This is a genomic window from Paenibacillus sp. FSL K6-0108 (assembly GCF_045040695.1).
Taxonomy (GTDB): domain Bacteria; phylum Bacillota; class Bacilli; order Paenibacillales; family Paenibacillaceae; genus Paenibacillus; species Paenibacillus pabuli_B.
Genome location: NZ_CP150288.1, coordinates 7,020,331 through 7,043,398, shown reverse-complemented (window position 1 = coordinate 7,043,398; position 23,068 = coordinate 7,020,331). Strand labels below are relative to the sequence as shown.

Genomic DNA, 23,068 nt, shown 5'->3' with positions numbered 1-23,068 from the left:
GAGAGTAGGTTTTGTCATTCTTTTTATCCAAACCGAAGCATATTATTTCACCACATCCGAATGCTTCTTACCCCAGCTGTTCACGCCATCATCCTCGATAATGGAGATGGCCGCATCGGCGATGTCGGGATCGGTCATTAACTTCTCCTGAATACGGAACTTGATATCATCTGCATCGGCAAGGCTCAATCCTTTGGTCAGCTCAATCAGACCCTCGACGTGGTAATATCGGCCTTCCTGAATAATGCGCATCATCTGGATATCTGCAACATGAGAGTCTGCCAGAATGGTCTGGGATACTTTATCCTCAACATCCTGTGGAGCCGCTACACCAATCAGTCCGATCATATTGTCATAGCCGACACGGAAAGCGACAGCGATCATCAGACATCCGATAATGGTCGTCACGATTCCATCGAGCAATGCAAAATTGGTCAGTGCAATGACGACGACAGAGACCAGTGCAAGTGTAGCACCGAGTACCGCTACAATATCTTCGTAAAATACAAGCCGTGTTGGCGGTGCGGCGCGTCCTACATTTTTGATCGCAGCAGGGAACAGGGCGAGGCCTGACGCTTTGGGCGCACGTGCTTCGTGTAGAATTTCTTTCATCGCTTTAATCAAAATGGCTCCATCGATCACAATGTTAAGCACCAGCACGGCGATGTTAATCCAGATACCGCCGGAATGAGCAGCCGGATGCAGTAACAAGTGAATCCCTTCATGGATCGTTTCATACGCCATAATGGTAACAACGATAACGGCAATCATACAGAAAATGTTGATGACTCGCCCGAATCCGGTCGGAAAGCGGCGTGTAGGTTTTTTCTCGGACAATACACTTCCGACAAAGACAAACCCTTGGTTGATGGCATCGGCCAAAGAGTGCATCGCCGAGGCGAACATGGCGCCACTGCCACTGAATAGAAAGGCTCCTCCTTTGCACAGTGCAAGTACGGCGTTTCCTGCCATCGCTACAGCCGAGGATGTGTTTCCCTTTTTGACGAGAGACATTAAGCTCTCAGACTTTGGTTGTTCAGCCACTTCGAATGTTCCTCCCAGATAAATGTGATAGATGCAGAAAAGGGCAATCCATAATTAAAGCTTGGTCACTTCCACTAAATGTTATTATAGCTTGCTTTACAACTCCCAGCATTATGCAAAAAAGGTCATATCATCATATGAATGATGTAATTCATAGGAAGTTGGGGATTTGAGCTTGGATACGTCCCTAGGAATCAGTATTCAATGGCCTCCAGAGCGCGCAAATTTCGGTTGGATTGTTCCAAAAGCTCCGTAAATGTTCCAGCCACGTAATATACAAAATCCGGATCATGGATGTACATAATAATCTGCCCATACGTACCTTGCTCCGTCGGATCAAAGTCGAACATCAGACACAGAGATCCACCTCCAAGCATGCCAAACGTAATCCATTTCTTTTGAAACAGATACGGTTTGATTCGGGGATCAAGCTCACGGATCTCTTCTTCGGTATAATAATCATCCAAGCGGTTCTCCACCAGCGTGGAATGCCCCTTTTGAATCTTTTCCAGAGATAATAGGTAAAATGGCTCGGTTTCTCGTCCCTCCTCAAGGCTTGGATACAATACTTTAAAGCCATAACCACTCCCATTTTTACGTTTATAAAATGCACGGAAATCAGAAGGTAAACGAATACCGTGTTCCTGCTCGAATGCGTCGAGCTGCTCATTCGTCACGCCTGCAAACTTGCGGTATGCCGTGAGCAGCTCCCGGTTTTCCTCATCTTGTACCTTCTCCTCCAGTAAAATATCCAGTTCATCCATCAATTCATATATACGCTGTTCTGGCATCCAATTCCCCTCCGTATGAGCTATTGAGACATTATGGTGAGTGATCTGTGAGCAAATTTCATCCCATATTATAGTTATAGTCCGGAAAAGCAAACAAGAAACTTGAGTCCTTGTCTCGCATGCTCCGATGGCCTCATCATTTCAAAGGCGGTTTTTGCATAATCAGCACAACTAGTTACATCCATAAATAAAGCGTGGGCCACAGGGAGATCCTGTAACCCACGCTAAATTTATTATCTACGAGTCCTCTTTAATCAAACTTCCAACAGGACAGGCTCAGGTTGCCATACTGATAGGCTTTGAACAGGAGTGATGCCTGCTTGTTCTGATCTCCTGCACCCATGGCGAGCAGCAATGGTACAAAATGCTCTGGCGTAGGTACAGCCGCCTGGGCTGAGGGTGCCAGCTTGTCATAGGCGAAGAGGGACGCTGTATCCCAGCTCACCAGCTTGTCATGCAGCCAGTTGTCAAACGCCATGGCCCAGGGGTCGACGCCTGCGCTGTCCCAGTTTAATTGACGCAGGTTGTGTACCGTCCCACCGCTGCCAATGACGAGAACATCCTGCTCACGCAAAGCAGCCAGCGCTTGTCCTACCTGATACTGCTGTTCATTGGACAGATAACGGTTCACAGACAACGCAACGACCGGAATGTCGGCATTTGGATAGAGCAGGCGAAGAACAACCCATGCACCGTGGTCCAGACCACGAGTGGAGTCGCTTTCGACCGGAATACCGGCATTGGCGAACAGGCGATGAATTTCCGCTGTGGTCTCTTCATGCCCTTGTGCCGGATATTTGATCTGATACAGCTCGGGCTGGAAGCCGCCGAAATCATAGATGGTCTCGTAATTGGCTACTGAAGAAACCAATTGAGTTGTAGATTCCCAGTGAGCAGAGAACAATACGATTGCTTTGGGTTTTGGCAGTTCCTGTCCAAGTTTTTGCAGGAATTCAGTATATGCATTTTCCTCCAGTGCGAGTGATGGTGCACCGTGAGCGATAAACAGGGATGGCATCATTATGAATTCAGTCCTTTCAGGTCTTCGGGAGCCAGCTTGGCATCCTTCCGAAGCCATTGTTGAAATTGTTGATATAGGTCGGGGGTGACTTGGTGTCCACCGTGATATGGAACATACGTAACGTTATTGGTGTGTTGGTAGAAGAAGTTGGAATTATCCTCGCCGAGCTGCAGCGGGAAGAGATGATCCTGGTCACCGTGCGATATAAAAACAGATAACTCTGAATCGGGCTGTATCTTATATTCGTCTTTCACAAATTGCGGAATGTAACCACTCATGGCTACAATTCCCTTAATTGCATCTCCCATGATCAGCGAGAGTGTCATTGCCATAATGGCTCCCTGACTGAATCCGGCGATATAACGCCGTGCGGGATCAATGGCATATTTGGCGGACAAATCAACGATTAGCTGTTGTAGTCCTTGAACAGAGGCATCGAACAGCTCGCGGACAGGGTTGCCAATGCTTTTAATTTGAAAATAGGCATAACCGCTCCCCTGAACAATGGGCCCTCTTACTGCGATGATAATAAAATCGGATTGAAGAGGCTCCATTAAGCGAAGCATATCCTGTTCATCCGAACCCATGCCATGCAGGGCAAAGATAACGGGATATTGTTGTTCTGTATTGTAATCGGAAGGAAGCCGGACCTCGTAAGTCAATGAATAACTCAATGCAATCACCACCTGTTAAGAAATGTGTAATTGAAATAAAGTTCACTAATATGAAATTAATATTCTTATTTATGAACAAAATCTATCATGATTCCATTGTAGGGTCAATATTTTTTTTGTATTATGAAAATATGTTCCGTATAAGTAATCTATATTACTCCCAAGGACGTGATCATTATGCTTAAAGGAATCGTGCCCATTCTGAGAATCTTTGATGAAAACAAGGCGAAGGAGTTCTACCTGGAATATTTGGGTTTTCGATTGGATTGGGAACATCGGTTTGAACCAGATTTACCGTTATATATGCAGGTATCTCTGGATTCCATTCAATTACACTTATCTGAACACCATGGCGATTGTACGCCTGGAGCAGCTTTACGAATAGAAACGGATGCGCTTGATGCATTATGTGAGGTGCTCAATCGGAAAAAGTACAAGCATTCCAGACCGGGCATTACCGACACGCCGTGGAATCTAAGGGAAATGACAGTGATTGATCCGTTTGGCAACCGGATTGTTTTTTATGAACCTAACGCAGAATAGGTTGGGTATTGGATATACAGATCATAGGGGGAGGATTGCAATATGGATATTGGCCTAGCCATTCGTACGATCCGCAAACAAAAACAGATCACCATTATGCAATTGTGTGAGGGTACGGGGCTGTCCAAAGGGTTTATCAGCAACGTGGAAAATAATAAAACATCACCGTCCATCGCCACGCTCGAAAGTATCGCGGATTATCTGGAAGTGCCACTGCCATACTTGCTGTTGTCACCGGAGCAGCGGATGAATGTGGTGCGCAAGGATGAGCGCAAGGAGACTACTGCCGGAAGCGGGCAGATTAAGGTACAGCATCTAACGGCCAAGGGAGCCATGCGCATGTCCATTGTGGAGCTGCCAGCGGGTGCGTCGACAGGAGTCAATAAGCACGCCGGAGAAGAAAGTCATCTGGTTCTGCAAGGCCGAATTCGCGCAGAGCAGTGTGAGGATGTAGAGATTCTGGAAGCGGGGGATTCGTTCAGCTGGAATGCCATCGTTCCTCATGAAGTCACCAATATTGGGGAGGAGCCCGCGGTGGTGCTGATCGCTGTATCCAAGGAGCTGGATTTGGATCGTTTATGGAATGCATAAAAGGACGGTTCCCAAAGTGATGAACATAACGATGGGAATCGTCCTTTTATTATTGCTGACGAACTGACACAGTCTCCTGTTCGACTACTTCTGCTTACTGAGGATTAGTTGTCCAGATGCCAGCAGCTTTGACAAATACACGATCCGACAGCTTGAGCGTCGCCAAAGCCAGTTCAGCTACATCTTCCGCTTGCATCATGCGGTCTTCGTCTCCAACTTTCAGTCCGGCATTCGTTGCCAGTTCCGTGTTCACTGTGCTTGGTGTTAGCGCCGTAACCCGGATATTGGATTTGCGAACTTCCTGCATCAGGGATTCGGTCATGCCGAGCAGCGCGAATTTGGAAGCACAATAAGCAGAGCCGGTAGCGAATCCACGCTCGCCTGCGGTGGAAGCGATATTGATAATGCTGCCGCTGCTTTCCTTGATCATGCTTGGCAGCACAGCACGAGTTACGTAGTATGTACCCATGACATTAACATGCAGGATGCGTTCCCATTCTTCCGGGTCCATGTCCAGCAGTGTACCGAAGCTTGCAATGCCTGCATTGTTGATCAGAATATCTACCGCACCAAGCTCCATCTCAATCGCAGCCACAGCTGCTTCAGCCTGGGTGCGATCGGAGATATCAGCAATGGCACTGGTTACTTTTACACCGTATTCCTGGCTCAGTGATTGCTGGAGAGCCTCCAGATCGGAGGCCGTCCGAGCGATAAGTCCGAGATGTACACCTTCCTTGGCAAGTGCTTCAGCAATGGCACGGCCAATACCTTTACCGGCGCCAGTGATGACCGCCGTTTTATTTTTAAGTTCCATGTGGGTAACTCCTCCTTAGAATTGGACTAGCATTTAATTATACTATATTACCCACAGTTCGAATATTTGCTTCATTATGACTTAACATTATTGTTTGATCTTTATGCTTCCGGAAGTGGTACGGGCTTTGATGACATCACGGCTTACCATTGGGGAATCAGGTATATTTACATCACCCGAAGTAGCCTGTGCATCGTAAATGCCGTCAAAATCGGGCGCTGCTTGTATGGAAATATCTCCTGACTGTCCCGATACATCCATTGGACCGGAAACTTCTTGCTCGATCTTCACACTGCCGGAAGTGAATTTAACATCTGCCGCACCGTTCAATTGCGTAATTTTGGTATCTCCCGATTGTACACTGCGAGTCACATCACCATTTATGCCATTCAACGTGAAACTTCCGGAAGTTTGTTTTACTTCCATGTCTCCCGCAATTGCCGCAGCTTTAATGTCTCCTGAAGTTAGATCCAGTTGAATGGTTGGTACTGTAATGTCCTGGAGATGGATACTTCCAGACGTATTGTTAATATCCAAGGTATTGGCATGCAGACCCTCCAGGTCCAGATCACTGGAAGAAGAGACGATGTTGACTTCATCCAGCTGATGTCCTTCTGGCAGAGCAACCGTAATCTTTTGCCGTAGATCATTCCAGTAAAGGGTGAAAAATTGCAAACGCATGCGTTCCTTCTGAGACAACGTAAAGGTTCCATTCGAAAGCGTGGCCTGTTCAAAAGCTTCAATGGTGGCCTGGTCCCACTTGCCATCCACTTCAATGTAGCCATTGGAATCGGGACTTACGATGAATTCAACATCTGCACTGAAGTTGGCATTCATCATGATATTGTGCAGCTCATCATTTTTGAATTCCCAACGTTTGGAGTAGTCCTCTCTTTGGTCTCCGAACTCAACTCCGTATATGGAGGTTCCAAGCAAACCGATGCCGATACATAGTATCGCTAGAGCGATCCATTTTTTGGTGCTCATGATTAGACATCTCCTTTCATCGTCTTTTGATTCCATCTTATATACTGAAGAGTAATTAACTTAAAGGCTTTAAAAACCGATTTGGTCGCAAGGGCGAATAGAATGCCTATCCCGAATACTCCAATTGAAACAAACAATTCAGAATACTCGAAATGGTCGAGATATAAGAAATCCACTGCAGCAGCGACCGGGGCTAATACCAGCAGCGACAGACTGGCAATCGTGAGCCATACCGACCACAGAGTCAACCCTAGTGGAATCGCGAGTATGATGTTCAGGAAAAAAAGTCCGATTGCCGTGAAGAAGTTGCGAGCAGCGCGATTTCCCCTTTGCTGCGGACGCATTTCTTCAAATGTTGGTGCATAGAACGGATCAGATCCTGGCGTCTGTGCATCATACCGATAACCGAGTGCTTCTTTTGCAATCTCGACCGGATGCCCCAGTTCCCTGGCAATTTCTTCTTCCGGTCTTCCTTCCCTTAATCCCATCTCAAAATGCTGTTCATAATCAGCGAGCAACTCTGCCCGTTCCAGCGGGTCCATCGGTCTTAGATGAACCTCCATTGCCTGCATGAATTGTTGTTTATTCATTGGGGGTACCTTCCTCTATAAGATTTGCGACACTGCGCACAAAACTATTCCATTCATTCGTAAGGGTCTTCATATAGTCACGGCCGGTATCAGACAATTTGTAATATTTACGCGGCGGACCTTCACTGGATTCCTGCAGGTAAGTTGTACAATAGCCGTCATTGACCAATCTTCGCAAAAGGGGATACAGCGCACCTTCCGCCACTTCAATATGTTGGGATATCGCCTGAGCCAGTTCGTAGCCATAACGATCCTGGCGGTTGATCAGAACAAGCACGCATAGCTCCAGCACCCCTTTTTTGAATTGAATATTCGCATTCACTTGGGTTCCTCCTTATTGCTCTATCCAATCACTAGTGTGTATTGTTCAGTAGTTATGAATTCATCATAGCATCCGGTACTATTTAATGCAAGGTAGTGATTTTAAAATAGTTCCTTGTCACGATGTACCTCTAAGTTGAACTAACTCCTTTATCTCTATAACTCAATCTATAGATCAGCATACGCAAAACCCGGATCGGGTGCTTCCGTCTGAGGACGGATTCCGATCCGGGTCTATGGGATGAAGATGTATAACGATAGGCGCTGCAGCTTTTGTTATTCCTGTGCTTCCAACACCTTGAGGTCTTCAACGGCAGGGCCTTCAATGACTTTGCCAGCATAGTCGTAGCGTGAGCCATGGCATGGACAATCCCAGGAGCGTTCCCCTTTATTCCATTCCACCTCACAGCCCAAGTGGGTGCAGGTAGTGTCCACTAGAAAGAGTTTGCCATTCGGATCTTTGTAGGCGCCAGCCCGTTTGCCGTCATGGCGAACAACAGACCCTTCATCGTTACTGAGTTCTCCGACGTTTCTGTGAATAATGCCCACTTTGCCGGAAATTAGTTCCTTGGCTACATTGGCATTCTCTACAATGAAGTTTTTCACTCCAGGATCTGCCTTGAACCTTGCAGGATCGAATACAGCTGCGTAAGAGTTGTCCCGTCCAGTAATTCGATCCGTAAGAATATGTCCAGCCATCGTTCCTGTGGTCATGCCCCACTTGGCAAAACCCGTAGCTACATAAACACGCTCATGTCGGCCAGTGATCGGTCCAATGTAAGGGACCTTGTCGAGTGAAATCAGGTCCTGGGCTGACCAGCGAAACGGAATGTTGCGAATGCCAAATGTTTCGGCCGCATAGCGCTCCAGATGTTCATAGTGACCAAACGTACAGATGCCTTGTCCTGTTTTGTGATTTTCTCCTCCGAACAGGATGTGTTCCTTGCCTTCATGGATCACGGTGCGAAGTGAACGATAGGGTTCATCATCCGAGAGGTACATCCCACCAGTAAACGGCTTCTGAGGCTCAACAACAACAGCATAAGAACGTTCAGCGTGCAGCCTTGTAAAATAAAACCCAGGGTCGTAAACCGGAAAATGGGAGGCGACAACGACATGTTCGGCCGTTACGGATGGACCGTTCTCATATGTTCGCACATGTAGCGAGGCGTCTTCCTCTACATCGGTTACCGTTGTATGTTCGTAAATGCGGACACCTTGCTTAACTGCAGATTCCAGTAGGTAATGTAGATAACGAAGCGGATCAAAGCGAGCCTGTCCCGGCATCTTAATGCCTGCCCTGGATGGGACAGGGATAGGAAGGGGATCAACCCATTGACCCGGAATATCCAGCTTGCCATAGGCGGTCAGTTCAATTTCCAGCTTCTTGAGGTTCTCCTCGGATTGAATATAGACGTAGGCATCTTCCTCAGCCCACTGACAATCGATCTTCTTCTCTTTCACCAGATCGCGTATCCACTTGGCTGCTGTCGCATTGCCTTCATAATACATGCGGGCCTGTTCCTCACCAAAATGATGCAGCAATTCATCGAATATCACGCCATGCTGCGCGGATATTTTGGCGGTTGTATGGCCGGTTGTGCCATCCAGTATTTTTCCAGCTTCAAGCACAACCACGCGCATACCTTTCTGGGCCAGCAGATAGGCGGTTGTGATGCCCGCGATTCCTGCACCAATAATGGCTACATCGGCAGTTGTATCTTCTGTCAGTTTCGGATATTCATTGAATGTATTTGTTGCTCTCCACAGCGATTCCGGAATGGAAGGCAAACCCGTGGAGGGCTGTTGGTGGTCACTCACTCGATTTTCCTCCTTCAATATTCTCCTTCATTAAGGACTATGCTTGGCTCAATAAGAACGTCATACCTATACTCCTATCCATGATTACCATACTGTGCCAGAATAAAACGGTTGTCCTCATACTTTCCCGAGGAAAGTTCACATTTTCCTATGGAGCCCCCCTGTTTTTTTTGGCAAACATGCTATATGATAGTTTTATCGAAACCGTTTTAGTAAATAAAAAGAAGAGTTAACGATGGCCTGTAAATTGCTTGTTATAAAAGGTTATATCTTCGAATTGTGAGGTCGGATACATCAAGATTACATCGTAATTATTTGCTGGTTATGTATTCGCTATCATTCCGAATAAATCTAATAAATCAATGAACACCCAAAGGAGATTCCATATCATGACCAACCAAACGAAATATCCCTTCCAGGATACAACGCTCGAACTGGATACACGTGTAAAGGACCTCGTATCCCGTCTGTCGGAAGATGAGAAAATCGAATCCATGCTGCAATACCAACCCGCAGTAGAACGACTGGGTATCGCAGCATACAAACACGGCACAGAAGCAGCTCATGGTCTGGCTTGGCTTGGCGAAGCGACTTCCTTCCCGCAGCCGGTAGGGCTGGCGTGTACATGGGATGCGGACCTGATGAAAGAAATCGGCTCCGTGATCGGAGACGAGGCACGTGTATTTTACAAACGCAATCCAGCAGTAAACGGTCTGACGCTGTGGGCACCTACGGTTGATATGGAGCGTGATCCGCGTTGGGGTCGGAACGAAGAGGCTTATGGTGAAGACCCGGAACTGACTGCTGAGCTGACAACGGCTTTGGTTAAGGGAATCCAGGGCGACCATCCGAAGTATTACAAGGCGGTTGCCACGTTGAAGCATTTCCTTGCAAACAATAATGAAGTGGACCGCGGCAGTGGTTCATCGAGCATTGATCCACGCAACATGCGTGAATATTATTTGAAGGCGTTCGAGAAACCGTTTAAAGAGGGCGGCGCGCAGTCCATGATGACCGCGTACAACTCGATTAATGGTACACCGGCATTGCTGCATCCGTTTGTAAACGAGATTGTGAAGGGCGAATGGGGCATGGATGGCTTCATCGTGAGTGATGCAGGGGACGTCATGGGGATCAAGAACGATCATAAATACTATGATTCCCACACACCAGGTACAGTAGAATCCGTCAAAGCCGGAATTGACAGCATTACCGATGATGCGGAGCTGTCGAAGCAGGCGCTGCGTGAAGGATTGGAGCAGGGCACACTCACCATGGATGACATTGATCTAGCGTTGTTTAATACGTTCCGTGTCCGTTTCCGTCTGGGAGAATTCGATCCGGCTGAGGGCAATCCGTATGCTTCCATTGGTGAAGAAGCGATGATGACGGAAAAGGCGAAGGCTCTGTCATTGAGAGCAGCGAGAGAACAAGTGGTATTGCTCAAAAATGATCAAGGCACACTGCCGCTGGATAAAACAAAATCCGGCAAAGTGGCTGTGATTGGTCAACTGGGCGGAACAGTCTATCGTGACTGGTATGCAGGCACCATGCCATATAGCGTATCCCCGCTTGAAGCGATCAGCGGCAAAGTAGGCAGCGACAAAGTTGCGTTCAAGGATGGTAATGACCGCATTACACTTACTTCCGCAGCAAGCGGCAAGGCTGTCGGGCTGGCTGGAGATGAGAAATCATCCATCATTGCTTCAGGAGATGCCGAGACATTTACACTGAGTGACTGGGGCTTTGGCAGCTATACCCTGCAGGCAGCAAGCAACGGCAAATATCTGACAACAGATGAAGAAACGGTTACGGCATCGGCGGATGAAGTATATGGCTGGTTTGTGAAGGAAGTATTCCATCTGTTGCCGCAGCAGGATGGAAGCGTGGGGCTAACGACTTGGAACGGCAAAACCGTAACAGCACCGAATGGCGGAAACGATGCGTTTGCCGTCTCCGAAGAGTTGAAATCCTTTGGTGCTACGGAAACATTCAAAAAGGATATCGTGGTGAATGGATTGGAGGAAGCGGTAGCGGCCGCGAAGGAAGCGGAGACGGCGATTGTATTTGTCGGCAACAATCCACTTGTGAATGGTAAAGAAGAAATCGACCGTCCAGGTCTGGATCTGGCTGAATCCCAGCAGCGTCTGGTTGAAGCCGTATATGCAGCGAATCCAAATACTGTTGTAGTTATCGTGGGAAGTTACCCGTTCACATCCAACTGGGTACAGGAAAACATCCCGGCTGTATTGTATACATCGCATGCAGGACAAGAGTTGGGGAACGCTGTGGCTGACGTATTGTATGGCGATTATGCGCCAGCAGGCCGCCTGAATATGACATGGGTACAATCGGCAGATCAGCTGACCGATATCAGAGATTATGATATCATTCAATCCGGACGTACGTATCAGTATTTTGAAGGTGACGTACTGTACCCATTCGGACATGGATTAACGTATGCATCGTTTAAATACAGTAATTTGGAGCTTAACCCTGCCCAGGCTGGAGTGGATGAGTCCGTTACTGTGCATGTGGACGTGACAAATACAGGAACGATCGCCAGTGATGAGGTTGTGCAGTTGTACGTGCGCGCCGGACAGTCACGTGTGAAACGTCCGCTCAAAACATTAAAAGGTTTCCGTCGTCTTCATATTGAAGCTGGAGCTACAGTAAAAGTCAGCTTCACACTGCCCGTTCAGGAACTGGCGATCTGGGATGTAACCCGTGATCGTTATGTGGTCGAAAGCGGCACCTACTCCATTATGGTGGGCAAATCTTCTGCCGATGTTCAGCTTGTTGCTGACCTGACCGTACAAGGCGAGACTATTCCTGCACGTAATCTGGGTGTAGCTACTCGTGCTGAGAATTACGATGCATACTTCGGTGTGGATCTGGATGAGAGCAAGGAAGGCGGAACTTCTGTCCGTGTGATTGGGGAGCAGGGATGGATTGCCTTCAAAGATGCGGATCTGGGCAGCGGGGCAGCAGCGCTTGAAGCTCGTGTATCGGCAGAACAGGCAAATGCGGTATTGGAAGTTCGACTGGGCGCACCTGACGGTACACTGGCAGGACACGTGGAACTGACACAGGGCGAGGCACAGCAGTGGGCCACGGTTAAGGCAGACCTGCAAGGCGTATCGGGTCAACAGGATGTATACCTCGTGTTGTCCGCAGGAGTACGTGTCAGCCATTTCGAGATTCGTTAAGTCAGATAAAAAGATATTGCCAGAATAAACAAATAGAATGATCGTAAATGACAAAAGCCTCCGAAGGAATTCGGAGGCTTTTGTCTGCATGCACAAGCTTCGTTTAGATGGAGGAGTCTGCCGTTACTCGTTCTCTTGCCGTACGGGCAGCGTCAACCATGATGCTCAATGCATCAACGACTTCGGCTTTACCACGTGTTTTCAGTCCGCAGTCAGGATTCACCCAGAACAGATCTGCTGGCAGCACTTGAAGTGCGCGCTCGATCATATTCAACATCTCGTCCTTGCCTGGAACACGCGGACTGTGAATGTCGTATACACCGAGTCCGATGCCTTTGTCATACGTATTCTGCTCGAAGCTGCCTACCAGTTCCCCATGGCTGCGGGATGTTTCAATCGAGATTACATCTGCATCCAGGTCGCTGATGGCTTCAATAATATCATCGAACTCGCAGTAGCACATGTGGGTATGCACCTGCGTTGTCGGTTTTACGGTTGCAGTAGCCAAACGGAAGGATTCCACGGCCCATTGCAGGTACTCATCCCACTTGCTTCGTTTGAGCGGCAGTCCTTCACGCAGAGCCGGCTCATCCACCTGAATCATCTCAATGCCTGCTTGCTCCAGCGCTTCAACCTCGTCCCGAATGGCGCGAGCAATCTGGTAGGATACTTCGCTGCGCGGAATATCCGAGCGGACAAAGGACCAGTTCAGAATGGTTACCGGACCTGTGAGCATGCCTTTCACCGGTTTGCTGGTCAGTGTCTGGGCATACGCCGTTTCTTTCACCGTCATCGGTTCATTGAACAGCACATCTCCGTAAATGACAGGTGGTTTCACGCAGCGTGAGCCGTAGGATTGTACCCAGCCGTTTTTGGTGAAGGCGAATCCGGTCAGCTTCTCACCGAAAAATTCGACCATATCGGTACGTTCAAACTCACCGTGCACAAGCACATCCAGACCAATTTCCTCCTGAATGGTGATCCACTCCTGAATTTGCTCGCGCACATAGGCGTCATACTGCTCCGCGTTCCATTCGCCTTTGCGGAAGAGGGCACGTGCCTTACGCACGTCTGCCGTTTGCGGGAAGCTGCCAATGGTTGTCGTGGGCAGCAGCGGGAGCGACCATTTTTGCTGCTGCAATTCGCGCCGCTCCTGGAATGACGCGCTGCGAAGCAGCTGCTCGTCAGCGTGCACCCCAGCAGGCGAACCGCTCAGGCGTGTCCGTGATTCGGACTCGCTCAGCAGGCGCACCGCTTCGGTGCTCGCCTCCACGCGGCGGCTAGCTTCAGCCACAGCCGCTGCCGGGTCCGCCTGCTTCGCACCGCCGGACAACAACGTGCCGAGCGTCGCAATTTCCTCCAGCTTCTCATCGGCAAAGGCCAGGGCATTGCGCAGTACCGGATCAAGCGCGCTCTCCTGAGCGGCAGTAACCGGTACATGCAGCAGGCTGCAGGAAGGCTGAATGATCAGCTTGCCTTCGGCAGCGAATTCAGTCACCTGCTCCAGCAGCTTCGCCGTCTCTGCGAGATCGGCGCGCCAGATGTTGCGCCCGTCGATGACACCGGCGCCCAACCATTTATCCTGCGGGAAGCCATGCTCCCGCAGGCTGGCCAGGTTGCCTTCATAGCCGTGGACCAGGTCCAGGCCAATTCCGGCAACAGGCAGTGCTGTCACGACCGGATAAGCTTCCACCGATTCGAAGTACGTTTGAAGCAGCAGCTTCAATTCCGGTGCTGCTTGTGCCAAGGCAGCATACACCTGCTGCAGCAAGGCTTCATCCTCGTAAGAGACCGCCAGCGTCAGAGCTGGCTCGTCGATCTGTACCCACTGTACACCTTCTGCCTGAAGCTCGGACAGAAGCTGGGCGTATACCGGAACGAGGCGTGTAACGATCTCGGCGAAGCGTTCCGCGTCATAGCCTTTGGCGAACCGTACATACGAGTATGGTCCGACAACGACGGGTTTACCCTCCAGCCCAAGCTCCTGCTTCGCTTCGCGATAGGCGGCAAGGGGTTTATTTTCAAGCAATGCAAATGCAGTATCATTATGAATCTCGGGTACGATGTAGTGATAGTTGGTGTTTAGCCATTTGGTCATCTCACAGGCCGTTGCCTGGTCATTACCCCGGGCCATAGCGTAATAGGTAGATACGGATACCGGTCCGCCTGTATGGTTAAAGCGCTCAGGGACGACGCCAAACATCGCCGATACATCGAGAATATGGTCATAGTAGGAGAAGTCGCCCACAGGAATCAGATCGAGCTGCTGTGCCTGCTGTTTCTTCAGATCCTGCAACCGAAGAGTGGTCAGTTCCTGATGAAGCGCGGATTCATCGATTCGGCCAGCCCAGAAAGACTCCAGTGCTTTCTTCCATTCACGTCCCGCACCGATGCGGGGGTAACCGAGGTTGCCTGTCAGAACTCGTGCCTGTTGTTGCTGTGATTGCGACATGTAAAATTCCTCCTCATTATAATGGTGAACTCATCATTCAGGTTGAAGCTACGGTGTTGTGTTTCATTTGAAAGCATCAAAAAAAGGCGTTCCTTCCGATTCCGTACCCCGAGAGACAGGCATCATGAATGACGACTGTGCACAAAGATAGAATGGGAAAGAACACCTGCTATAAGTCATTTTAGCGGCTGCTCTAACACCTCCCTATCTTCCGTAGGTCATGCGATGCTGTCGAAACAGGCAGGTCTCCTGGCTTACGGATCATGGTCTTGAACATGTCCTTCCCGGTGGATACACCAGTGGATTGTTTATGTACAGACTCCCCGTTTACAGTGGCGGGACCGCGACGGATTTGCACCGTGCTTCCCTTTTAAGCCTGACTACGCATGAAGCGCAGTCGGCACCTGTTTCCGTGTGCAGAAATGTGCGTACACATCTCCGGCTATGAAATTGAGTGACCAAGCATAGATGATAGATTATATAATGATGCAATCGTCGTATACTTGCTCTTATGCTACCAATCATAGACGATAACCTATTGGCTTGCAACATATATCATTAATCCGATCGGAAATGAAATAGAGTCAGTTGAAACCTTGGTTTATTAACAGATTTGACTCCTTAAAATGACTCTTCAAAATGAACTAAATGAACTGAATATCCATCATCACACGTTGTGCTTGATTCTCCTCAAATAAAAAACGTTACCCTGCATCCAACTGCAAGGTAACGATTGTCTGACCAGCCCTCGTTGCTTCCACATCAATGATGCGCTGATTACGACTGCCCCGAAAAGGAAGAGACACATCACGCTCAGCTGCGATATAAGGCCCATCAATTATGACGTCACATAGCCGGGATAACTCGGCACGCGACGGTTCTGTAATCAGCTCCTCGTATACAAACCCCGTGTAGGCCCATACCGTCAGATCAGGCCGAGCAGCTCGAAGCTGCCGAACCCAGGATGCACACTCCGCAGCAGAGAAAAAAGGATCACCTCCGCATAACGTAACCCCTTCCAGCAAGGGATGGGAGGTCACTTCATGCAAAATCTGCCGCTGCCGCTCCTGCGTGAATGGTTCACCTGCACGGAAGCTCCAGGAGTCCGGGCTGAAGCAGCCCGGACAGGCATGTCGGCATCCACTGATGAACAACACGGCACGCAGGCCAGGCCCCTCATTCACCGATTCCGGGATATAACCGTACAGATTCACCGATGCTTCACCCGGTCTCTCACTTCGGCCTGCTTCGCCGCATTGAAGCGAACCTTATAGTCCCCGGTCAGATAGCCTGTCACCCGGCGCAGCCGCTGGAAATGCACATGGTTTTCATGAGCATCACATCCTGGACATACATCTCCAATGACACCCTCATAGCCACAGGACGGACAGCGGTCGATCGGATGATTAATGGAGAAATACCCGATGTCCTGGGCCAGCGCGTATTGCACAATCCGTTGGAAAGCTGATGTATTGGCCCTTACATTCCCGTCGAGTTCGACGTAAGAGATCGCTCCGGCATTACATAAGGAGTGGAAGGGAGCTTCCAATTCAATCTTGCGATAGGCAGGAAGGGGGTGATAGACCGGAATGTGAAATGAATTAGTGTAGTATTCCCGGTCGTTGACCCCTGCAATGCTGCCGTATCTCTCCATATCAATCTTGGTGAATTTGCCGGATAGGCCCTCAGCAGGCGTAGCAAACAAGGTGATATTCAGGTTATGCTGCTCACTCATCCGGTCGCAGAACTCTCTCATTGTACGAATGATGTTCAAGGCTTCTCGGTGTACATGCAGATCTTGTCCATGGTGACGGCCATAGAGAGCGGTCATACATTCAGCAAGCCCGATAAAACCAAGGGATAACGTACCATGCTTCAACAGGTCGGCCACCGTTTCATTTGGAGCCAATTGTTCACCGCCTTCCCATACCCCTTCCCGCATCATGAAGTCCGACGCTTTGGCAGGCTGGTTCGTCTGAATTCGATATCGGTGCAGCAGTCCATCCGTAGCATTGTGCATGACGGTTTCCAGCGCCTTATAGAAGCCAGCCCGGTCTGCGATGGCTCTTGCTCCTTGGCAGATCCCATATCGAATGCCGAGCTTGACCAGATTAATGGTATTAAAGGAAAGGTTCCCTTTACCGCTCTGACGATTGCGTCCGAAGCGATCTGCCAGTGTACGTGTACGACATCCCATCGTGGCAATGATTGTATCCGGATCTTCCGGTCGATAATAGGGCAGGTTGAAGGAGGCATCCACATTGACAAAATTCGGATACATGCGCCGTGAGGAGCAGGTCACAGCGAGCCGGAACAGATCGTAATTCGGATCTCCCTCAGATTGGTTAATGCCTTGCTTGCACTGGAAAATATGTTGTGGAAACACGGGCGTCTCCCCGTTGCCGAGTCCACGAATGGTCGCTTCCAGAAGCGAGCGGGACACGAGCCGGCCTTCGGATGAAGTACACAGTCCGTAGTTCAACGAAGTGAAAGGAATCTGTCCGCCAGCACGACTGCTCATGGTGTTCAGATTATGGATCAGAGACTCCGCAGCCTGTCCGGTCTCCAGTTCCGTTTCTTCACAGGCAAAGGCAAAGGCTCGTGGACACTTCTCCTTCGCGTCATCACTATTCAAATGCAGCTGTTCATCCTCAATCTGTGCATTTTCCCCAAAAAGTCGCTGCCCTTTCCGGTAATGCTTACGAAACGAACGCTTCACATAAGGTGCGAGATCCCAGTCGATTTTATTGGCGGATACCCCGCCGTATTGGCTGTTCTGCTGGGATTGAAAAATAATGGCGACCAGTGCCATGGCTGACATGATCGTCTGTGGTGTACGAACCGAACCGTTGCCAGTGTTGAATCCAGAGGCCAGCAATCGGTCAAACGGGATAAAGATACAGTTGGTCGTTCCAAGAGCATACTGATCCAGATCGTGTACATACAGATCTCCGTTCTCCACAGCTGCAGCGAGCTCCTTCGGCAGCACATGACGCAGAGCATGCCACTTGGCGGTCTCCGAACCGAGCCTGCTCATCTTGCCGCTAAATGAGTCTCCGTTCAAATTGGCATTCTCCCTCAGGGTATCGGCGTCTTCCGCGCCGATAATTCGTCTTCCCAGGTCTGATAGCAGATCGGATGCCGGTGGAGAGGCATACTCAAGCATGTTCATGTCAGGTTCCTCCTAAATAATGAAATTGAAAATGTATGGGATAATGTCCATTCATTGAACACTACATGTAGAGTTTCTTTATCCATTTATAAACTATATATTGTTATTTAGGTGTGATAATGATCACATGAGAGAAGCTGGTCAACTGTCATGATTTGTAGCCCTGAATGATAAAGGTTTTCAAAGCTGGAGGGTAAGCGTATAATTTCTATTTACCGTGCAAGTTCAGTTGACGATGCTTGAAAAAAAGGATAGAAAACTTCATATATGAATAGTTTGTGACAGCTGTTTCGATATTTGAACCCTCGTTAATCGATTGAATCATACTGTGGAATACGGATTAGAAATGCAGCTAAGACAAGAGGGGTGAGTCATGGAAACGGTAAGCATTACAAGGGGCTTCTATGAAAATATACAGGAAGCCGCGTCTCATATTGTTGACGTATTAAGCGGAATCTTAAAGGTGAACACCATCTTCGTTGCCACGAATGATGGCGTGACCAATGTTATTATCGAGGCTTTTAACCGCGAGGAAGAGTTGATCGCCAAAGGTAGTGAACTTCCATTTGAAGCTTCATATTGCAGCTTGGTATTGAGAGATAAGGGCAGCAGTCTGATCATCACGGATACATGTGAACACCCTCTTACAAAATCAATGGACGTAACAAGCGGACTGGGCAATCGTTTCTTTGTGGGGATTCCCATCATGCGGAGGTCCGGGGATACGTTCGGTACGATCTGTCTGATGGATGATCCTGATTATGTGATAAGTGAAACGGATATGAAAACATTGCAAGCCATGGCCGTTTTTCTAGGATATGTTGTGGATCTGGAAGATACGCTTCAAGTTCAGGAACAGAAGCTGAGTGATTCGGAGCAATTACAAGCGCAATTGCAGGCAGAGAAGGAACGTGCGGAGTCTGAGGCGATGACCAAGACGCAGATGCTGTCGCTGATGAGCCACGAGATTCGTAATCCACTGAATGGCATTCTGGGATTAACGGACCTGATGCGTACACCGGATATGTCGGAAGAGCAGAGAGAATATGTGAATATGATTGAATCCAGCGGTAATCTTTTGCTCTCCCTGCTGAATAACATGATGAGTTTTAACGTCAATGATGCAGGCAAAACGGTTGTACACGATGATCCATTTGATCTGGTAGCGACGATTGAGAATACTGTTTATCTCTATGCGGGATTGGCGCTGAGCAAAAATATTGAACTGGGACTGAACCTTGATCTGAATGTATCTCAGGTTTACGTCGGGGATGAAATCAAGATCGGACAACTATTGGCACATGTCATTCAGTATGCCATAGATTCAACACGGACAGGTTCAGTGTTGGTTACAGCAACCGTGGAGGGTGGAGATGCAGAAGGGGCTGGCACGCTTCAACTCCATGTGAAGTACACTGGGAGCATGTTGACATCGGACAACAAGTTTAAATCCTTTAACAATCTGGATGCAAATATAAGTACACAAAAGCTCGTTGGAACCAATCTTGGTTTGGCGGTCAGCCAGAACCTTGCTATCCTTATGAACGGCCGTATTCAGGTGCACGGCATGGGAGAGAAGGAGACAGAATTTGAGATCTGCCTGCCGCTCCGCAGACATTGGGAACTGCCTCAGCTTGCCAATATTCAACATCGACTGAAGGGAAAGAAGGTCTTGCTTGCCAAGGACCCCGACATTCTGCAAGGGGCTTCTTCCCTGATGCGCAGATGGGGGATGGACGTGCATATGACCTCAATTACGTCCGAGGCGTACAATTGGCTGCAAGAAGGTTTTAAGCCCGATGTGGCCGTTGTGGATATGGGTCTGCTGGAAGGCGGTGCTGTGGATTTTGTACACCAGCTGAAGCGCTTGATTGCAGATCCCCCGGTGATTGTTCTGATTCCGTATGGTATGCATATTGATCCGCATGAGGCGGAAGTCTTTGATGCGGTCCTAACCAAGCCGGTAAAGCAGGCCGATTTGTTGAATGCTTTAAGCATCATTGTGCATTAAGGACATGAGCAAGGATGTTAAACCAGGCGTACCTGTCACGGGTGCGCTTTATTTCGTTATTTTGAAGGAGGAAGACTCTCGAACAAGCAATTCTGAGTCGACTTTGAATACACGCTTGTCCTGAAATTCATTGGTGTTCATCATGTCAATCATCTTTTCCATCAGAATGGCTCCCATCGTATACTTGGGCTGGTTCACTGAACTTAGCGTAGGATGGATATATTTGCTGATTCGATTGTTGTCCACGCCTACGATAGCCAATTGCTCAGGTATGCTTATTCCGTATTCCGTGCATGCCTTGTACACGCCCAGAGCCATCTCATCATTAGCCGCATATACAGCAGAGAAGGACAGGCCTTTGTTAAACAATCTTTGGATGGCCTTGTACCCGCCTTCCTCGTTGAAGTTTCCATTCTCGATCAGCTCGGGACGGAACGGAATCTGATAATTACGCAAGGCTTTCAAATAACCTTCAAGCCGTTCATAGCTGTCGATCGCTTCAGGATAACCGTTCAGGAAAACGATATTTCGATGTCCGGCCTCAACCAGATGCTGAACAACTTCCTGGGAGAATTTTACGTTGTCCGTGTAAATACACGGGATCTGGTCATGTTCGATATATTTGCCAACGATGCCAATGCGGTAACCCTTATCCGCAAGCTGAAATAATTCCCCGTCTGCCAGCATGGGAGTGATAATGATGACACCATCGATGGTTCGATCCAGCAGCAAATTGAGATATTCACTTTCTCTTTCTTTCTGGTTATGGGCGTCACATATAATAACCTTATAATGGCGAGCATAGGCTATGTTCTCAATGCCTTTAATAATTTCGGCATAATAGGAGTTGTTGATATCGGGAACGATGACGCCAATCGTCATGGTTCTCTGTGAACGAAGATTCTTGGCTGCTGCGTTGGGGTGATATCCCAATTGCTCGATGGCGCGCATCACCTTATCTTTGGTCTTGGTGCTAACCTTACTATGCTGATTAATGACCCGCGATACGGTTGCCGGGGACACTCCTGCAATGGCAGCTACATCAATGATTTTGACATCCATATTCTTCACAACTCCAAATAAATGATTGACAATTAATTCAAATTCATTATAATTCCAAATGAAAACGATTACAAGTTATAACCGCATGAAACAATAATTGGCGATAGTGGAAGTATAAAGGTTTACTGTTTCAACAAAATGTAATCGATTTCATAGGCCCCTCAATTGTGATAAATAGCGGTCATCCATGGATCCTACCCTTCGTATACCCGCTGTTTATATAGCATTACCGTTACCTGTCGTGAAAGTGCTGCATCCTGGTTCAGTCATACCTCAAGATATGACCATTTAAGGGAGGCGTCAACATGTTGAAGAAGAGCACTATTATGCTATTGTGCAGCTGTCTGCTGCTGGGCCTGCTGGCTTCAGCCGTAGGTTCACCAAAGGCCAGTGCGGCTTTTGGATCAGGGGATTTCCTGAAGGCTAACGGGACGGTTGTCCGGAATAATTCGGGTACAGGAAATGTGGTAAATCTGCGTGGAACAAATTTGGGTGGCTGGCTGCTGCAGGAAGAATGGATGACGCCATCCGGGGCGGTAGATGAATACACGCTGCGTCGCACGTTGACGAATCGTTTTGGAGAATCGGGTGCACAGAGCCTGATCAATGGATATCAGGACACCTGGATTCAGGCTGGTGATCTGGATAACATCAAGAACTGGGGCATGAACGTTGTACGTGTGCCGATCTATTGGGAGGATTTTATGAACACCAGCGGTGTCATGAAGCCTGATTCGGTTACGTTCCGCAAACTGGATTGGCTGATTGATGAAGCGGGTAAACGGAACCTGTATGTCATTCTCGATCTGCATGGTGCACCGGGAGCAGCGTGTCCATGGCATTCCTGCGGCCAGGAGAATTCCAACCAATTGTGGACCAATTCTACATACCAGAACTGGACTATTCAGATCTGGGAACGGATGGCAGCACGTTACAAAGGCAATCCAACCGTTGCCGCGTACGACCTGCTCAATGAGCCTCTTGTAACCATGGGAACGGGTGAAAATGCAGCACAAATCAAGCAAAAGATGGATTTCTATGACCGGATGTACAAAGCTGTCCGTGCCAAGGATGCCGATCACATGATCATCATCGCCGCATTCTTCGACTGGTGGGCCGCTTCTCCACCAACGACTTATGGCTGGACGAATGTGATGTATCAGACACATCATTATCAATTCACGGATTATAACAACTGGGATCTGACCAATTCGGAGATGGATCGCTGGCTGAAGGATATGGCGTCCTATCAGAAGAATTGGAATGTTCCGGTATTAGCGGGCGAGTTCTCGTTTGGTCAGAATGATCTGACCGAGAAGTGGTTGTCCGGTCTGAATGCGCTGAATGCTTCATGGACGAACTGGAGTTATAAGGTCAAAGGGGGCGGAACTTGGGGTTATTACAATAACAACAACAACCCGGCACCGAACCTGAATACGGACAGTGCAGCAACGATTGCTTCCAAATGGAGCAAGTTCACAACGGCGAATTTTGCCTCAAATACCTCGTTCCAGAATGTGGTCAAGAAACATACGGGAACTGCTGCATTTACAGAGACATGGTCCAGTCTAAAAGCCAACGCCAACGGCACTTTTGTTAGCGCAGAGAATGGCGGTGCAGATGCACTGGTAGCCAATCGGGATACTGCCGGTCATTGGGAGCGTTTCAAAATCATCCAGAATTCAGATGGAACAGTGTCCTTCCTTTCGATGAGCAACATCAAATATGTGCAGGCGGACCTGAATAACGGCGGGCGCTTAATTGCCTCAGCCACGTATCCATCCACATGGGAGAAGTTTACCCGTGAAGATCTGGGCGGGGGGCTGGTTGCCTTCAAATCCGTGGCGAATGGTAAATATGTCTGTGTGGATCTGAATAACGGAGGTGTGCTGTACGCCAATCGTAACGCTATGGGCGGAGCCTGGGAACAATTTATCGTAACAGCTAACTAAGACAAATTAGCGC

General features: G+C 48.6%; 18 protein-coding genes and 1 riboswitch. Of the genes, 5 read left to right on the top strand and 13 right to left on the bottom strand.

Annotated features, from left to right (window positions below):
* Nucleotides 1–42: 42 nt before the first annotated feature.
* The 4 genes from MHB49_RS31945 to MHB49_RS31930 form a co-directional block, all read right to left on the bottom strand.
* A complete protein-coding gene (locus MHB49_RS31945) occupies nt 43–1,044 on the bottom strand; it encodes a cation diffusion facilitator family transporter (RefSeq protein WP_405154265.1) in 1,002 nt (333 codons plus the stop codon).
* A 194-nt stretch (nt 1,045–1,238) separates the two neighbouring features.
* Nucleotides 1,239–1,835: an SMI1/KNR4 family protein gene (locus MHB49_RS31940; RefSeq protein WP_405154264.1), complete on the bottom strand. Its 597-nt coding sequence runs from the start codon at nt 1,833–1,835 to the stop codon at nt 1,239–1,241.
* 250 nt (nt 1,836–2,085) lie between these two features.
* Nucleotides 2,086–2,856, bottom strand: a complete 771-nt coding sequence (locus MHB49_RS31935) for a dioxygenase (protein WP_405154263.1) — start codon at nt 2,854–2,856, stop codon at nt 2,086–2,088.
* A complete protein-coding gene (locus MHB49_RS31930; RefSeq protein ID WP_405154262.1) occupies nt 2,856–3,530 on the bottom strand; it encodes an alpha/beta hydrolase in 675 nt (224 codons plus the stop codon). The genes MHB49_RS31935 and MHB49_RS31930 overlap by 1 nt, the downstream gene beginning before the upstream one ends.
* 177 nt (nt 3,531–3,707) lie before the next feature.
* Between MHB49_RS31930 and MHB49_RS31925 the strand changes: the two genes are divergently transcribed.
* Entirely contained in the window at nt 3,708–4,073 is a 366-nt protein-coding gene (locus tag MHB49_RS31925; protein WP_405154261.1) for a glyoxalase superfamily protein, read from the top strand.
* Between the two features lie 42 nt (nt 4,074–4,115).
* Nucleotides 4,116–4,664 (top strand): helix-turn-helix domain-containing protein, encoded by a 549-nt coding sequence (locus MHB49_RS31920; protein ID WP_247899730.1) that lies wholly within the window; start codon nt 4,116–4,118, stop codon nt 4,662–4,664.
* A 94-nt stretch (nt 4,665–4,758) separates the two neighbouring features.
* On the opposite strand, the gene MHB49_RS31915 is transcribed toward MHB49_RS31920, so the two are convergent.
* The 5 genes from MHB49_RS31915 to MHB49_RS31895 form a co-directional block, all read right to left on the bottom strand.
* Complete coding sequence (locus tag MHB49_RS31915) at nt 4,759–5,478, bottom strand: 3-ketoacyl-ACP reductase (protein WP_090903393.1); 720 nt, start codon at nt 5,476–5,478, stop codon at nt 4,759–4,761.
* An 87-nt stretch (nt 5,479–5,565) separates the two neighbouring features.
* On the bottom strand, nt 5,566–6,465 hold the full coding sequence (locus MHB49_RS31910; RefSeq protein WP_405154260.1) for a DUF4097 family beta strand repeat-containing protein: 900 nt from the start codon (nt 6,463–6,465) through the stop codon (nt 5,566–5,568).
* Nucleotides 6,466–6,467: 2 nt separating this feature from the next.
* Nucleotides 6,468–7,055: an HAAS signaling domain-containing protein gene (locus MHB49_RS31905; RefSeq protein WP_405154259.1), complete on the bottom strand. Its 588-nt coding sequence runs from the start codon at nt 7,053–7,055 to the stop codon at nt 6,468–6,470.
* Nucleotides 7,048–7,377: a PadR family transcriptional regulator gene (locus tag MHB49_RS31900; RefSeq protein ID WP_247899727.1), complete on the bottom strand. Its 330-nt coding sequence runs from the start codon at nt 7,375–7,377 to the stop codon at nt 7,048–7,050. Before MHB49_RS31900 ends, MHB49_RS31905 begins: the two co-directional genes overlap by 8 nt.
* A 275-nt stretch (nt 7,378–7,652) precedes the next feature.
* Nucleotides 7,653–9,197 (bottom strand): FAD-dependent oxidoreductase, encoded by a 1,545-nt coding sequence (locus MHB49_RS31895; protein WP_405154258.1) that lies wholly within the window; start codon nt 9,195–9,197, stop codon nt 7,653–7,655.
* Nucleotides 9,198–9,586: 389 nt separating this feature from the next.
* Here MHB49_RS31895 and MHB49_RS31890 point away from each other — a divergent pair, with 389 nt between their 5' ends.
* Nucleotides 9,587–12,406 carry a glycoside hydrolase family 3 C-terminal domain-containing protein gene (locus MHB49_RS31890; protein WP_405154257.1) on the top strand — a complete coding sequence of 940 codons (2,820 nt, stop codon included), beginning with the start codon at nt 9,587–9,589 and terminating at the stop codon, nt 12,404–12,406.
* A 103-nt stretch (nt 12,407–12,509) separates the two neighbouring features.
* Here MHB49_RS31890 and metE read toward each other — a convergent pair whose 3' ends face one another.
* From metE to MHB49_RS31875, 3 genes are all read right to left on the bottom strand, one after another.
* Nucleotides 12,510–14,858 (bottom strand): 5-methyltetrahydropteroyltriglutamate--homocysteine S-methyltransferase, encoded by a 2,349-nt coding sequence (gene metE / locus MHB49_RS31885; protein WP_405154256.1) that lies wholly within the window; start codon nt 14,856–14,858, stop codon nt 12,510–12,512.
* Between the two features lie 221 nt (nt 14,859–15,079).
* A riboswitch (cobalamin riboswitch) is annotated at nt 15,080–15,281 on the bottom strand.
* Between the two features lie 281 nt (nt 15,282–15,562).
* A complete protein-coding gene (nrdG, locus tag MHB49_RS31880; RefSeq protein WP_247899724.1) occupies nt 15,563–16,072 on the bottom strand; it encodes an anaerobic ribonucleoside-triphosphate reductase activating protein in 510 nt (169 codons plus the stop codon).
* Nucleotides 16,069–18,030: an anaerobic ribonucleoside triphosphate reductase gene (locus MHB49_RS31875; protein ID WP_405154255.1), complete on the bottom strand. Its 1,962-nt coding sequence runs from the start codon at nt 18,028–18,030 to the stop codon at nt 16,069–16,071. Before MHB49_RS31875 ends, nrdG begins: the two co-directional genes overlap by 4 nt.
* Nucleotides 18,031–18,403: 373 nt before the next feature.
* On the opposite strand from MHB49_RS31875, the gene MHB49_RS31870 reads away from it, so the two are divergent.
* On the top strand, nt 18,404–20,041 hold the full coding sequence (locus MHB49_RS31870; protein ID WP_405154254.1) for a histidine kinase dimerization/phospho-acceptor domain-containing protein: 1,638 nt from the start codon (nt 18,404–18,406) through the stop codon (nt 20,039–20,041).
* A 48-nt stretch (nt 20,042–20,089) separates the two neighbouring features.
* On the opposite strand, the gene MHB49_RS31865 is transcribed toward MHB49_RS31870, so the two are convergent.
* Nucleotides 20,090–21,103, bottom strand: coding sequence for a LacI family DNA-binding transcriptional regulator (locus MHB49_RS31865; protein ID WP_247899721.1), 1,014 nt, complete (start codon nt 21,101–21,103; stop codon nt 20,090–20,092).
* Nucleotides 21,104–21,408: 305 nt separating this feature from the next.
* Here MHB49_RS31865 and MHB49_RS31860 point away from each other — a divergent pair, with 305 nt between their 5' ends.
* Entirely contained in the window at nt 21,409–23,055 is a 1,647-nt protein-coding gene (locus MHB49_RS31860) for a cellulase family glycosylhydrolase (protein ID WP_405154253.1), read from the top strand.
* The last annotated feature ends 13 nt before the right edge of the window (nt 23,056–23,068 follow it).

What these genes read in the sequence shown, in the direction of transcription:
- MHB49_RS31890 (WP_405154257.1), top strand. Translation starts at nt 9,587, where the DNA reads ATGACCAACCAAACGAAATATCCCTTCCAGGATACAACGCTCGAACTG.
- MHB49_RS31865 (WP_247899721.1), bottom strand. Translation starts at nt 21,103, where the DNA reads ATGGATGTCAAAATCATTGATGTAGCTGCCATTGCAGGAGTGTCCCCG.
- MHB49_RS31940 (WP_405154264.1), bottom strand. Translation starts at nt 1,835, where the DNA reads ATGCCAGAACAGCGTATATATGAATTGATGGATGAACTGGATATTTTA.
- MHB49_RS31870 (WP_405154254.1), top strand. Translation starts at nt 18,404, where the DNA reads ATGGAAACGGTAAGCATTACAAGGGGCTTCTATGAAAATATACAGGAA.
- MHB49_RS31935 (WP_405154263.1), bottom strand. Translation starts at nt 2,856, where the DNA reads ATGATGCCATCCCTGTTTATCGCTCACGGTGCACCATCACTCGCACTG.
- MHB49_RS31915 (WP_090903393.1), bottom strand. Translation starts at nt 5,478, where the DNA reads ATGGAACTTAAAAATAAAACGGCGGTCATCACTGGCGCCGGTAAAGGT.
- MHB49_RS31860 (WP_405154253.1), top strand. Translation starts at nt 21,409, where the DNA reads ATGTTGAAGAAGAGCACTATTATGCTATTGTGCAGCTGTCTGCTGCTG.
- MHB49_RS31905 (WP_405154259.1), bottom strand. Translation starts at nt 7,055, where the DNA reads ATGAATAAACAACAATTCATGCAGGCAATGGAGGTTCATCTAAGACCG.
- MHB49_RS31925 (WP_405154261.1), top strand. Translation starts at nt 3,708, where the DNA reads ATGCTTAAAGGAATCGTGCCCATTCTGAGAATCTTTGATGAAAACAAG.
- MHB49_RS31910 (WP_405154260.1), bottom strand. Translation starts at nt 6,465, where the DNA reads ATGAGCACCAAAAAATGGATCGCTCTAGCGATACTATGTATCGGCATC.
- MHB49_RS31920 (WP_247899730.1), top strand. Translation starts at nt 4,116, where the DNA reads ATGGATATTGGCCTAGCCATTCGTACGATCCGCAAACAAAAACAGATC.
- MHB49_RS31875 (WP_405154255.1), bottom strand. Translation starts at nt 18,030, where the DNA reads ATGAACATGCTTGAGTATGCCTCTCCACCGGCATCCGATCTGCTATCA.
- metE (WP_405154256.1), bottom strand. Translation starts at nt 14,858, where the DNA reads ATGTCGCAATCACAGCAACAACAGGCACGAGTTCTGACAGGCAACCTC.